The sequence below is a fragment of the Streptomyces sp. NPDC002602 genome (assembly GCF_042889445.1).
GTDB lineage: Bacteria > Actinomycetota > Actinomycetes > Streptomycetales > Streptomycetaceae > Streptomyces.
On record NZ_JBIAQX010000001.1, the window covers coordinates 612,165 to 624,543 of the forward strand.

Here is a 12,379-nt window from a genome sequence, read left to right on the forward strand (position 1 = left end):
CTGCCCTCCCGGGCTCAGCCGCGGAAGCCAAGCAGGCCGTGCAGCGCCGCGCCGCCCGCCGAGGGCGGGACCGCGCGCGTCGCGGCGGCCGGCGTCGGTGCGGGCTGCGCGGGACAGGAGGCGTCCGCGGCCTTGCCGGTGCGCAGGTACGCGGACAGCTTCTCGTCCAGGCACTTGTTTCCGCTCAGGGCGATCCCGTGGTTGCCGCCGCCCTGCTCGACCACCAGGGCCGAGCCCTTGAGCTTGCCCTTCATGCTGACCGCGCCCTCGTACGGGGTCGCCGCGTCCTCCGTCGCCTGGAACAGCAGGGCCTGGGGGAGCTCGGTGTTGGTCACGTCCGGGGCCTGCAGGGGTTCCGTCGGCCAGAACGCGCAGGGGGCGTTGTACCAGGCGTTGTTCCAGGTCATGAAGGGTGCCTTGGTGTGCGTGCGCCACATGTCGGCGCGCCACTGGTTCCAGTTCCGCGGCCAGGCCGAGTCCCGGCACTGCACCGCGGTGTAGACGCTGTAGCTGTTGCCCGCCGAGGGCTCCACCGCGCCGAACCGTTCGTAGGCCGACACCAGCGGCTTGGGGTCCTTGTCCACCGCGTACGCGGAGAAGGCCTCGGCGAGGTGGGGCCAGTAGCCGTTGTAGTAGCCGCCCGGCATGAAGGTGTCCTCCAGTTCGGAGGGGCCCACCTTGCCGCCCGCCGGCGCCGCGCGCAGCGCGTCGCGCATCTCGTACCAGCGCGCCTCGATCCGGGCCGGGTCGGTGCCGAGCCGGTACTTCTCGTCGTACCGGGCCACCCAGGCGAGGAAGGCCTTGTGGCGGGCGTCGAAGGCCTGGTCCTGGGCGAGGTTGTCCTCGTACCAGACGCCGGCCGGGTCCACGACGGAGTCCAGCACCAGCCGGTCGACCCGGTCAGGGTGGAGCCGGGCGTACACGGCGCCCAGATAGGTCCCGTAGGAGTACCCCAGATAGCTGAGCTTCGGTGCGCCGAGCGCCGTGCGCAGCACCTCCAGGTCGCGGGCGGCCGAGACGGTGCCGATGTACGGGAGCACGTCCGCGTGCTTGGTCTGGCAGGACTCGGCGAAGGTCTTGACCCGCTCCAGGTTGGCCTGCTCGGTCGCCCGGTCCAGGGGCACGGAGTCGGGGCGCACGGGGGTGAAGTGCCCGGCGCCGCAGTCCAGGGCGGGCTCGCTCCTGCCCACGCCGCGCGGGTCGAAGCCGATCACGTCGAACGAGCCGGCCACGTCCTTGGGCAGCGCGGAGGCGATGTACCCGGCGAGGGCGCGCCCGCTGCCACCGGGGCCGCCGGGGTTGACCAAGAGGGGGCCCCGGGAGGTCGCGGACGTGTGCGGGACGCGGGTCAGCGCGAGGGCGATCTGCCGGCCGGCGGGCCGGTCGTGGTCGAGCGGGACCTTGAGGGAGGCGCATTGGAGCGTGGGGTGGCGGGGCGTCTTGCAGTCGGTCCAGCGCAGGGCCGGGGCCGTCGGGGCCGTGGCGGCCGCCGGGGCGGCGGTGACCGGGCTCGCGAGGGCGGCGGCCACGGTGGAGATCGACAGCAGGACGGCGGCGCGCTTCTTCATCGGGCCGCGCTTGGTCACGGGGTGCAGCATGAGGCCTCCCAGCCGAGGGTTCTGGGCGGAATCGTCCCGGAAACCAAGGCCGGAATGCGGGATTGGGCTGCCGATTGGTCCGATGTGATGAGCCTTCAGGGGCCGTCCGGGATCACAGGAGGGTGAGCTGGGTCGGACCGGCGTGCGCCGGCTCGGCCGGCCGTTCGGGCACCGGTATCCGGCGGGACCCGCCCCTGCGGGAGGGGCCGATGCCGTACTCCGTCGCGAGTTCGTGGACGTGTCGGGTGATCCGGCGCTGGTACCAGGTGGGCGCGTACGACCCGCCCGCGTACATCCGCTCGTAGCGGGAGACCAGCCGCGGGTGGTGCGTGCCCAGCCAGGCCGTGAACCACTCGCGGGCGCCCGGCCGCAGATGGAGCACGAGCGGTGTCACGGAGGTGGCACCCGCCTCGGCGACGGCCCGGACGGTGTCGCGCAGTTGCTCCGGGGAGTCCCCGAGGAAGGGGATGACCGGGGCCATCAGCACCCCGCACTCGATGCCGGCGTCCGTGAGGGTCCGTACGACGTTCAGCCGGGCGGCGGGGGAGGGGGTGCCGGGTTCGACGGTGCGCCACAGCGCGGTGTCGGTGAATCCGACGGAGACGGAGATGCCGACCTCCGTGACCTCGGCGGCCGCGCGCAACAGCGGCAGGTCGCGCAGGATCAGGGTCCCCTTGGTGAGGACGGAGAAGGGGTTGGCGTGCTCCCGCAGGGCCTCGATGATGCCCGGCATCAGCCTGTAGCGGCCCTCGGCCCGCTGGTAGCAGTCGACGTTGGTGCCCATGGCGATGTGGTCGCCGGTCCAGCGGCGCGAGCCGAGTTCGCGGCGCAGCAGTTCGGGGGCGTTGGTCTTGACGACGATCTGCGAGTCGAAGCCGATGCCGGTGTCGAGGTCGAGGTAGCCGTGGGTCTTGCGCGCGAAGCAGTAGACACATGCGTGGCTGCAGCCCCGGTAGGGGTTGACCGTCCATTCGAACGGCATGCGCGAGGCACCCGGCACCCGGTTCACGATCGAGCGGGCGCGGACCTCGTGGAAGGTGATCCCGCGGAACTCGGGGGTGTCGAAGGTGCGGGTGACGACCGAGTCCGCCCCGAAGAGCGCGGCGGGCCCGGAGCTCGGGCGGTCCTCGGTCCCGGTGTCCTCGGTCAGATGGTTCCAGCGCATGGTGCGCCTCCCTTGGTGGCTCGGGCCCGAGAATAGAACAAACGTTCCCATGATCGTGCGGGGTGGAATCCGGCCGGCCGGCGGGAACGCTCGGCCCGCCCCGGTCCACGTGGCGTCCGCCCCGGATTTGGGCCCCCGCCCCGGAGGTGGTTGTCTAGCCGCGACGAGCGGACACGACTGCTGGAGGAACAGCTATGGCGCAGGTCGAGGCCACCACGGAGCGGATCATCGCGGCTGACGCGGAGACCGTTTTCGACGCGCTGGCGGACTACTCGGGGACCCGGGGCAAGCTGCTCCCCGAGCACTACAGCGAGTACGAGGTGCGCGAGGGCGGCGACGGTGCGGGCACCCTGGTCCACTGGAAGCTCCAGGCGACCAGCAAGCGGGTGCGCGACTGCCTGCTGGAGGTCACCGAGCCCACCGAGGGCCGGCTCGTGGAGAAGGACCGCAACTCCTCCATGGTCACCACCTGGACGGTGACCCCGGCCGGCGAGGGCCGGTCGAAGGTGGTCGTCAGCACCGTCTGGAACGGCGCGGGCGGCATCGGCGGCTTCTTCGAGCGCACCTTCGCCCCGAAGGGCCTCGCCCGCATCCACGACACCCTGCTCGCCAACCTGGCCGGTGAAGTCGAGGGCTGAGCAAGGCCGTTGCCCGCCGGCGGCGCCGGGCGGCTCACCGGTTCGGGTGGTCTTCCGTCCGGGGGTGAGCCGCCGGAACCCGGGCGTGGCCCCCGGGGCGGGAGAGGCCCGGGCGGTTAGGGTGAGGAGTCCGCGGCCCGGCCCACCGGGGACGCGACCCGACCCACCGGGGGACCCGATGAAGATCCTCGTCTCCGCCGACATGGAAGGCGCCACCGGCGTCACCTGGCCCGCCGACGTGCTGCCCGGCACCCCCCAGTGGGAGCGCTGCCGGTCGATGTTCACCTCCGACGTGAACGCCGCCGTGCTCGGCTTCTACGACGGCGGCGCCGACCGGGTCCTCGTCAACGAGGCCCACTGGACCATGCGGAACCTGCTCCTGGAGAAGCTGGACGCCCGCGCCGAGATGCTCACCGGCCGGCACAAGTCGCTCTCCATGGTCGAGGGCGTCCAGTACGGCGACGTGGACGGCGTCGCCTTCGTCGGCTACCACACGGGGGCCGGCACGGAGGGCGTCCTCGCCCACACCTACCTCGCGAACTCGATCACCGGTGTCTGGATCAACGGCGTGCGCGCCAGCGAGGGGCTGCTCAACGCCCATGTCGTCGCCGAGTACGGAGTCCCGGTCATCCTCGTCACCGGCGACGACCTGACCTGTGTCGACGCCGCCGGCTACGCCCCGGACGCGGTGACCGTCGCGGTCAAGGACCACGTCTCGCGGTACGCGGCCGTCTGTCGCACACCCGCCCGCACGGCCGCGGACATCCGGGCCGCCGCGACGGAGGCCGTCGCCCTCGCGGTCCGCCACGAGCCCGTCGTGGGAGGACCGTTCACGGTGGAACTGGAGTTCGACGCCGAGCACCTGGGTCTGGCCGCCACCGTGGTTCCCGGTGTCGAACGTTCGGGCGAACGCAGGGTCGCGTACACCAACGAGACGATGTACGAGGGGATCCGGACCTTCAAGGCGGTCACGACGGTCGTCTCGGCGGCTGTGGAGGAGCAGTATGGCTGACATGCACGCAACGGAGACCCGCCCCCGCGAAGCCGTGGACCCGACGGCACTCGACGAGGTGGTCGATTACACCTCCGGCCTCATCCGCATCGACACCACCAACCGCGGCGGCGGCGACTGCCGCGAGCGACCGGCCGCCGAGTACGTCGCCGAACGGCTCGCCGGCGCCGGCCTGGCCCCGATCCTGCTGGAACGCACCCCGGGCCGCACCAACGTGGTGGCCCGGATCGAGGGCAGCGACCCCGCAGCCGACGCGCTCCTGGTCCACGGCCACCTCGACGTGGTGCCCGCCGAGGCCGCCGACTGGAGCGTGCACCCCTTCTCCGGCGAGATCCGCGACGGCGTCGTCTGGGGTCGCGGCGCCGTCGACATGAAGAACATGGACGCGATGGTGCTGGCCGTCGTACGGGCCTGGGCGCGGGCGGGCGTGAAGCCGCGCCGCGACATCGTGATCGCGTACACCGCCGACGAGGAGGACAGCGCGATCGACGGGGCGGGCTTCCTCGCCGACCACCACCCGGAGCTCTTCGAGGGCTGTACGGAGGGGCTCGGCGAGTCCGGCGCCTTCACGATCCACCCCGCCCCGGGCCGCTCCCTCTACCCGATCGCCGCCGGCGAGCGGGGCACCGCCTGGCTGAAGCTGACCGCGCACGGCACCGCCGGGCACGGCTCCAAGCCCAACCGGGCCAACGCCGTCAGTCGTCTCGCCGCCGCCGTCACCAGGATCGGCGAGTACGAGTGGCCGGTGCGCCTCACCGACACCGTGATCGCCTGCATCGCCGAACTCGCCGCCCTGGAAGGCCTGTCGGTGGACCCGCGCGCCGAGGACCTCGACCTGACGGAGCTGCTCGCCGCCCTCGGCCCGGCCGCCGCCCTCGTACAGGCCACCGTGCGACAGAGCGCCAACCCGACCATGCTCAGCGCCGGTTACAAGCTGAACGTGATCCCGGGCCAGGCCACCGCCCACGTGGACGGCCGCACGCTCCCCGGCGGGGAGGCGGAGTTCATCGCCACCCTCGACGCGCTCACCGGCCCCGACGTGCACTGGGAGTTCCACCACCGCGAGGTGGCGCTCGAAGCCCCCGTGGACGGACGGACGTTCGGGATCCTGCGCGAGGCCGTGGAGCACTTCGACCCCGAAGGGCACGTGGTCCCGTTCTGCATGGCGGGGGGCACCGACGCCAAGCAGTTCTCCCGGCTCGGCATCACCGGCTACGGCTACTCCCCGCTCAAGCTGCCGCCCGGCTTCGACTACTGGTCCCTCTTCCACGGCGTGGACGAGCGGGTCCCGGTCGACGCCCTGCACTTCGGCGTCCGCGTCCTCGACCGCGCCCTGCGCGCGCTGTGACGGGGACCCGGTGATGGCGCCCCTCACCCCGCCCAGGCCCTACGGCGGCTGGCCCTCGCCCATCGACGCCGCACTCGCCGCCGCACTCGACGGGCGGCCCGAGTACGTGGGCACGATCGGCCCCGAGGTGTGGTGGACCGAGCCCCGGCCGCAGGAGGGGGGCCGCCGCACCCTCGTGCGCCGCCCCGCCGACGGCCGGCCCGAACGGCCCGTGCTGCCCGCGCCCTGGAACGTCCGCAGCAGGGTCACCGAGTACGGGGGGCGCCCCTGGGCCGGCGTCGAACGGGCCTCCGGCGGACCGCTGTTGATCTTCGTCCACTTCGCCGACCAGAGGCTGTACGCCTACGAACCGGACGCGCCCGGCGCCCCGTCCCCCCGACCGCTCACCCCCGTCGGCACGGTCGGCGGCGGACTGCGCTGGGTCGACCCGGTGCTGCGCGGCGACGAGGTCTGGTGCGTGCTGGAGGAGTTCACCGGACCCGCGCCGACCGACGTGCGGCGCGTCCTGGCCGCCGTCCCCCTGGACGGCTCGGCCGCCGAAGACCGCCACGCCGTGAGGGAGTTGACCGACGACCGGCACCGGTTCACCACCGGACCCCGACTGTCCCCCGACGGGCGCACCGTGGCCCGACTCGTCTGGGACCACCCCCGGATGCCCTGGGACGGCACCGAGCTGCTGCTCGCCGAGGTCACCGGGGCCGGCACGATCGGCGCCCCCCGCACCGTGCTCGGCGGACCCGACGAGGCCGTGGCCCAGGTGGAGTGGGCGCCCGACGGGACCCTTCTCGCGGTGAGCGACCGGGGCGGCTGGTGGAACCCGTACCGGGTGGACCCGCGCGGCGGCGAGGCCGTCAACCTGTGCCCCCGCGAAGAGGAGTTCGGCGGCCCGCTGTGGAAGCCCGGACTGAGCTGGCTGGCCCCGCTGCCGGACGGGCTCGTCGCCGTCCTGCACGGCCAGGGCTCCTCGGTGCTCGGCGTACTCGACCCCGAGAGCGGGGACCTGGTGGACGCCGCCGGGCCCTGGACGTCCTGGCAACCCACCCTGGCCGTCAGCGACTCGCGGGTCTTCGGGGTCGCCGCCAGTCCGCGCAGCGGATACGAGGTGGTGGAACTCGACACCGCCACCGGCCACGCCCGGGTGATCGGCGCCCGGGCGGCCGACCCCGTCGACCCGTCCTACTACCCCGAGCCGCAGAGCCGGACCTTCACCGGCCCGGACGACCGCGAGATCCACGCCCACGTCTACCCGCCGCACCACCCGGACCGGCCGGCCCCCGCCGACGAACTGCCCCCCTACGTGGTGTGGGTGCACGGCGGCCCCACCGACCACGTGCCACCCGTACTGGACCTGCACATCGCCTACTTCACCTCGCGCGGCATCGGCGTCGTCGAGGTCAACTACGGCGGCTCCTCCGGCTACGGCCGCGCCTACCGGGAGCGGCTGCGCGAGCAGTGGGGCGTGGTGGACGTGGAGGACTGCGCGGCCGTGGCCCGCGCCCTGGCCGCCGAGGGCACCGCCGACCCGGACCGGCTCGCGATCCGTGGCGGCAGCGCCGGCGGCTGGACCGCCGCGGCCTCCCTGGCCGCCACCGACCTGTACGCCTGCGCGGCGATCATCTACCCCGTCCTGGACCTGCGCGGCTTCGCGGCCGAGACGCACGACCTGGAATCCCGCTACATCGACGGGCTCGCCGGACCGCCGGCCACCCTCGACCTGATCTGCCGCGAACGCTCCCCGGTGGCCCGCGCCGACCGGATCACCGCGCCGTTCGTCCTGCTCCAGGGCCTGGACGACCCGATCTGCCCGCCGGCCCAGGCCGAACGGCTGCTCGCCGCCCTGCGGGGCCGGGGGGTACCGCACGCGTACGTGACCTTCGAGGGCGAGGGGCACGGCTTCCGCCGCGCGGACACCATGGTCCGCGCCCTGGAAGCGGAACTCTCGCTCTACGCGCAGGTGTTCGGGATCGAGCGGACGGACGTGCCGCGGCTGCCGCTGGAGCCGTGAGGGACCCGCCGCGGTCAGGGCACTAGCCTGGGCCGATGTCGCATGCCACCTACCTCGACGCGGGGGCCAGGGTCGGGATCAGGTCCTTTCGGCCGGCCGACGGACCCGAGTTCGTCACCCGCGTCCACGAGAGCCGCGCCCTGCACCGCCCCTGGATGTTCCCGCCCGACACCGTCGAGGCGTACGAGCCCTGGGCGGCCCGGCTCGGAGACGGCGACAGCCGGGTCGGATTCCTCGTCTGCGAGCGCGCCGGCGGGGCCATCGCCGGATTCGTCAACGTCAACAACATCGTCCGCGGGGGCTTCCAGTGCGGAGCCCTCGGCTACGCCGCCTTCGCCCACGCCGCCGGCCGGGGACTCCTCGGCGAGGCCCTCGACCTCGTGATCGGGTACGCCTTCGCACCCGCCGGCCAGGGCCTCGGCCTGCACCGACTGGAGGCGAACATCCAGCCCGACAACGCCGCCTCCCTCGCCCTCGTCCGAGGCCGCGGCTTCCGGCTGGAGGGCCTCTCCCCGGACTTCCTGCACATCGACGGAGCCTGGCGCGACCACGAGCGCTGGGCCCTGACCGCCGAAATGCCTGGTCCCGGGGGCGCGCGTCGCCCAGGATGAGGACATGCGAACCATCGTGCTGCTCGACGCCCCCTCCAACCTCGGCCTGCGCCCGCCCGCGCCCGGCACCGTACCCGGCGTCTACAAGCTGGCGGGAGCCCTGCGGGAACAGAGGCTCCTCGCCCGACTCGGCGCGCGCGAGGGCGGGGTCGTGGTGCCGCCGCGCTACGACCGGGGCGACTGGAAGGAGGGCGACGGGGTCTTCCACGCCGCCTCCCTCGCCCGCTACACCGTCACCCTCGCCGACCGCATCGAGGCGCACCTGCGGGACGGGGAGTTCCCCGTCGTGCTCGGCGGGGACTGCTCGATCCAGCTCGGCGCCGCACTGGCCATGCGGCGCCTCGGCCGGTACGGACTGGCCGCCATCGACGGCTCCGCGGACTTCCGCCACCCCGGGAACACCGCGGTCAACGGACCGGTCGGCGCCGCCGGCGGCGAGGAGCTGGCCCTGTCCACGGGACGCGGCCAGGGCGACCTCGCCGACCTCGAAGGGCTCGGCCCGTACCTGCGCGACGAGGACGTGCGTCTCTTCGGCGTCCGTGACGGGGACGAGGACCTCCCGGAGCTGCGCGCCGCCGGGATCCGGGTGGCCACCGTCGGAGAGATCCGCGAACGCGGCGCCGGCCCCGTCGCCCGGGACGCCCTGGAAGGACTCCACCCGCCGGACACCGCCGGTTTCTGGGTGCACCTCGACGCCGACGTCCTGGACCCGAGCGTGATGCCGGCTGTCGACAGCCCCGACCCGGGCGGGCTGATTCCCGACGAACTCGCCGAACTGCTCGGCGTGTTGGCCCGATCGCCGCGCTGCGTCGGACTCAACGTCACGATCTACGACCCGGACCTCGACCTCGACGGGCGCGCGGGGGCCCTGCTCGCCGACCTGGTGGCGGGAGCGTTCGCCTGACACCGATCCCGTCATCCGCAGGCCAGGGCTTTGCGTAATCCTGACCGGTGGTGATCCGCGGAACCCCTGTGCACCGACCCCCGTGGCGTGTTCCATTCCCTCATGGCCACCACCGTCCGACGCGCCGTACTGACCCTCCCCGGAGCCCCGTTGGGCCCCGAGAACCCACTGCCCGCCCTGCGCGCGCCCGACGGGGCGCACGAACTGGACGAGCGGTCGCGCCGGGGTCTGCCCCGCGACATGGCGCGACAGATCGGGTACGAGCCGCTGCGCTCGCTGCTGCCCGTCCGGATCCGCGACGGCTACGGACGGGAGCGGGCGCCGCGCGAGTACGACGCGATCGTCATCGAGAACGCGCACCTGCGCGTCACCGTGCTGCCCGGGCTCGGCGGCCGGATCCACTCCCTCGTCCACCTGCCGACCGGACGCGAACTCCTCTACCGCAACCCGGTGTTCCAACCCGCCAACCTCGCCCTCAACGGCGCCTGGTTCTCCGGCGGCGTCGAATGGAACATCGGAGCCACCGGGCACGGCGCCCTCGCCTGCGCCCCGCTGCACGCCGCGCTCGTCCCCGGGCCCGACGGCGCCACGATGCTCCGGCTGTGGGAGTGGGAGCGGCTGCGCGAGACCCCGTTCCAGGTGGACCTGTGGCTGCCCGAGGACTCGGAGTTCCTGTACGTCGGCGTCCGCGTGCGCAACCCGCACGAACGCCCCGCGCCCCTCTACTGGTGGTCCAACATCGCCGTCCCCGAGGACGCCGGCACCCGTGTCCTCGCCCCGGCGGACGAGGCCTGGCACTTCGGGTACGAACGCGAGCTGCGCCGCGTCCCCGTACCGGAGTGGGAGGGCGTCGACCGTACGTACCCGCCGCGCGGCACGTACCCGGCCGACTACTTCTACGAGGTACAGGACACGGACCGCCCCTGGATCGCCTCGCTCGACGCCGACGGGCGGGGGCTCGTCCAGAGTTCGACCGGGCGGTTGCGCGGCCGCAAGCTCTTCACGTGGGGCGCGGGCACCGGCGGCCGGCGCTGGCAGGAGTGGCTGACGGAGCCGGGCACGGTCGGCTACGCCGAGATCCAGGCCGGCCTGGCCCGCACCCAACTCGAACACGTACGCCTGGACGGCGGGGCGGAGTTCAGCTGGCTGGAGGCGTACGGAGCCCTGTCGGCGGACGCCGGGGCGGTGCACGGGAGCGACTGGGGCGCCGCCCGCGCCGCGGCCGGGGCGGCCCTGGAGACGGCACTGCCCCGGGAACGCCTGGACGCGGCCCACGAGGCCTGGCGAGGCTCCGCGGACACCGAACCGGGCGAGCGACTCGCGACGGGCTCCGGCTGGGGCGCGCTGGAGGTGCTGCGCGCGGGCTTCAAGCTGCCCGGCACCCCCTTCGAGGAATCGACCCTGGGGGAGGAACAGGCCCCCTGGCTGGAGTTGTGGCGCTCCGGGGCCTTCCCCCGGCCCGGGCGGGCCGCCCCGCCCGGCCCCAGCCTGGTCGCCCCGCACTGGCGGGACATGCTGGAGACCGCGCCCGCCGACCCGCTGACCGAGTACCACCTGGGCGTGGCCCAGTGGCACGCCGGGGACATCGCGCAGGCCGTGCGCAGTTGGGAGCGCGGGCTCGCGCCGGCGGCGTCGCGGTGGCCGCTGCTGAGGTGCCTGGCGGAGGCCGACGCGTTGGCCGGCGACCTCGACCGGGCGGCCGACCGCTACGCGGAGGCCTTCGCGAACCTGGCCGACGAGAGCGGGGCGGAGGCCGGTTGGCCGGCCGTCGAGTCCGCGCTCGGGCGGGAGGCCATGACCGCCCTGCTGGCGGCCGGCCGGCCGGACCGGGCTCGCGCAGTGTGGGACCGACTGCGGCCGGCGCGGCGCGAGGAGGGCCGCTTCCGGCTCCTCGCGGCGCGGCTCCTCGCGGCCGAGGGCCATGTGGCCGCGGCCCGCCGCGTCTTCGAGGAGGGCCTCGAAGTCGCCGACCTCCGGGAAGGGGAGGACACCCTGGCCGAGGTGTGGGCCACGCTCACCGACCGCCCGCTGCCCCCCGCGTACGACTTCCGCATGCGCCCGCCGAAGCCGTAACCCTGAGACGGCGGCCCGGCCGCGGCGCCACGGCACGGGTCCCGGTGGCGCCGCCCGCCCCTACGGGTCGCCCCGACCGGCGGCTCAGGCGCGGGCCAGGATCTCGCCGTTCAGGACGGAGAACCAGGCGTCCGGCGCGGCGCCCCACGCGTGCCAGGCCTCCGCGATCGTTGTCAGCTCGGCCGGTGTCGCGTGGCCGCCGCTCGTGGCGATCGACGCGTACGTCGACGCCGTCGTACGGTCCGCCCACAGGGAGGACCACCACGCGACCTCCTCCGGGGCGGCGTAACACCAGGCGCCGGCCGAGGCGGCCACCTCGGTGAAGCCCGCCTCCCGCGCCCACGACAGCAGGCGCCGCCCGGCGTCCGGCTCGCCGCCGTTCGCGCGCGCGACCGCGCGGTACAGGCTCAGCCACTCCTCCAGGCCGGGCGTCCCGGGGAACCAGGTCATCGCCGCGTAGTCGGCGTCCCGGGCCGCGACGATCCCGCCCGGCCGGCACACCCGCCGCATCTCGCGCAGGGCGCGCACCGGGTCCCCGACGTGCTGGAGCACCTGGTGGGCGTGGACCACGTCGAAGGAGTCGTCGGGGAAGTCCAGCGCGTGGACGTCCGCCGTGGCGAACTCGACCGATCCGGCCGGTCCGCGCTCCGCGATGTAGGCCCGGGCCTGGCTCAGTACGTCCGGCGCCGCGTCGACGGCCGTCACCCGCCCGCCGGGGGCCACCAGGTCCGCCAGGTCCGCGGTGATGGTGCCCGGACCGCACCCCACGTCCAGTACCGACATGCCGGGTCGCAGTGCGCCGATCAGGTAGGCCGCCGAGTTCTCGGCGGTGCGCCAACGGTGCGACCGCAGCACCGACTCGTGGTGGCCGTGCGTGTAGACGGCGGTCTCCTTCATGGCGTTCATGGCGGTGACTCCTCCTCGTCGAGTTCGTCTCTGTCTCTGGGAAGCGCTGTGATCACCGTAATCCCTCGCCCGTCATGTGAGATGTGCGTTTCGACATGCGGACATCGGCCTTGTGGCTC

General features: G+C 74.0%; 10 protein-coding genes. 7 read left to right on the plus strand and 3 right to left on the minus strand.

Annotation, left to right across the window (positions count from 1 at the left end; translation table 11 throughout):
- Nucleotides 1-14: 14 nt before the first annotated feature.
- Together ACFYW3_RS02390 and ACFYW3_RS02395 are read right to left on the minus strand one after the other, a co-directional pair.
- Nucleotides 15-1,568 (minus strand): alpha/beta hydrolase, encoded by a 1,554-nt coding sequence (locus ACFYW3_RS02390; protein WP_351758938.1) that lies wholly within the window; start codon nt 1,566-1,568, stop codon nt 15-17.
- Between the two features lie 142 nt (nt 1,569-1,710).
- A complete protein-coding gene (locus ACFYW3_RS02395; protein WP_389385284.1) occupies nt 1,711-2,763 on the minus strand; it encodes an Rv2578c family radical SAM protein in 1,053 nt (350 codons plus the stop codon).
- A 194-nt stretch (nt 2,764-2,957) separates the two neighbouring features.
- Here ACFYW3_RS02395 and ACFYW3_RS02400 point away from each other — a divergent pair, with 194 nt between their 5' ends.
- The 7 genes from ACFYW3_RS02400 (at nt 2,958) to ACFYW3_RS02430 (ending at nt 11,354) form a co-directional block, all read left to right on the plus strand.
- Nucleotides 2,958-3,401 carry an SRPBCC family protein gene (locus tag ACFYW3_RS02400; protein WP_351758860.1) on the plus strand — a complete coding sequence of 148 codons (444 nt, stop codon included), beginning with the start codon at nt 2,958-2,960 and terminating at the stop codon, nt 3,399-3,401.
- 178 nt (nt 3,402-3,579) lie between these two features.
- A complete protein-coding gene (locus ACFYW3_RS02405) occupies nt 3,580-4,413 on the plus strand; it encodes a M55 family metallopeptidase (protein ID WP_351758857.1) in 834 nt (277 codons plus the stop codon).
- A 1-nt stretch (nt 4,414) separates the two neighbouring features.
- Nucleotides 4,415-5,761: a M20/M25/M40 family metallo-hydrolase gene (locus ACFYW3_RS02410; protein WP_389385285.1), complete on the plus strand. Its 1,347-nt coding sequence runs from the start codon at nt 4,415-4,417 to the stop codon at nt 5,759-5,761.
- A 13-nt stretch (nt 5,762-5,774) separates the two neighbouring features.
- The gene (locus ACFYW3_RS02415) at nt 5,775-7,766 is read left to right on the plus strand and encodes a prolyl oligopeptidase family serine peptidase (protein WP_389385286.1); all 1,992 of its coding nucleotides are present in this window, start codon (nt 5,775-5,777) and stop codon (nt 7,764-7,766) included.
- Between the two features lie 35 nt (nt 7,767-7,801).
- Entirely contained in the window at nt 7,802-8,377 is a 576-nt protein-coding gene (locus tag ACFYW3_RS02420; RefSeq protein WP_389385287.1) for a GNAT family N-acetyltransferase, read from the plus strand.
- A gap of 4 nt (nt 8,378-8,381) precedes the next feature.
- On the plus strand, nt 8,382-9,281 hold the full coding sequence (locus ACFYW3_RS02425) for an arginase family protein (RefSeq protein ID WP_389385288.1): 900 nt from the start codon (nt 8,382-8,384) through the stop codon (nt 9,279-9,281).
- A 102-nt stretch (nt 9,282-9,383) separates the two neighbouring features.
- Nucleotides 9,384-11,354, plus strand: coding sequence for a DUF5107 domain-containing protein (locus tag ACFYW3_RS02430; RefSeq protein WP_389385289.1), 1,971 nt, complete (start codon nt 9,384-9,386; stop codon nt 11,352-11,354).
- A gap of 84 nt (nt 11,355-11,438) precedes the next feature.
- On the opposite strand, the gene ACFYW3_RS02435 is transcribed toward ACFYW3_RS02430, so the two are convergent.
- Nucleotides 11,439-12,260: a methyltransferase domain-containing protein gene (locus ACFYW3_RS02435; protein WP_351758843.1), complete on the minus strand. Its 822-nt coding sequence runs from the start codon at nt 12,258-12,260 to the stop codon at nt 11,439-11,441.
- Between the last annotated feature and the right edge of the window lie 119 nt (nt 12,261-12,379).

Excerpts from the sequence above, each read along its gene's own strand:
- ACFYW3_RS02405 (WP_351758857.1), top strand. The coding sequence starts at position 3,580 with ATGAAGATCCTCGTCTCCGCCGACATGGAAGGCGCCACCGGCGTCACC.
- ACFYW3_RS02435 (WP_351758843.1), bottom strand. The coding sequence starts at position 12,260 with ATGAACGCCATGAAGGAGACCGCCGTCTACACGCACGGCCACCACGAG.
- ACFYW3_RS02415 (WP_389385286.1), top strand. The coding sequence starts at position 5,775 with ATGGCGCCCCTCACCCCGCCCAGGCCCTACGGCGGCTGGCCCTCGCCC.
- ACFYW3_RS02410 (WP_389385285.1), top strand. The coding sequence starts at position 4,415 with ATGCACGCAACGGAGACCCGCCCCCGCGAAGCCGTGGACCCGACGGCA.
- ACFYW3_RS02430 (WP_389385289.1), top strand. The coding sequence starts at position 9,384 with ATGGCCACCACCGTCCGACGCGCCGTACTGACCCTCCCCGGAGCCCCG.
- ACFYW3_RS02390 (WP_351758938.1), bottom strand. The coding sequence starts at position 1,568 with ATGAAGAAGCGCGCCGCCGTCCTGCTGTCGATCTCCACCGTGGCCGCC.
- ACFYW3_RS02400 (WP_351758860.1), top strand. The coding sequence starts at position 2,958 with ATGGCGCAGGTCGAGGCCACCACGGAGCGGATCATCGCGGCTGACGCG.
- ACFYW3_RS02425 (WP_389385288.1), top strand. The coding sequence starts at position 8,382 with ATGCGAACCATCGTGCTGCTCGACGCCCCCTCCAACCTCGGCCTGCGC.
- ACFYW3_RS02395 (WP_389385284.1), bottom strand. The coding sequence starts at position 2,763 with ATGCGCTGGAACCATCTGACCGAGGACACCGGGACCGAGGACCGCCCG.
- ACFYW3_RS02420 (WP_389385287.1), top strand. The coding sequence starts at position 7,802 with ATGTCGCATGCCACCTACCTCGACGCGGGGGCCAGGGTCGGGATCAGG.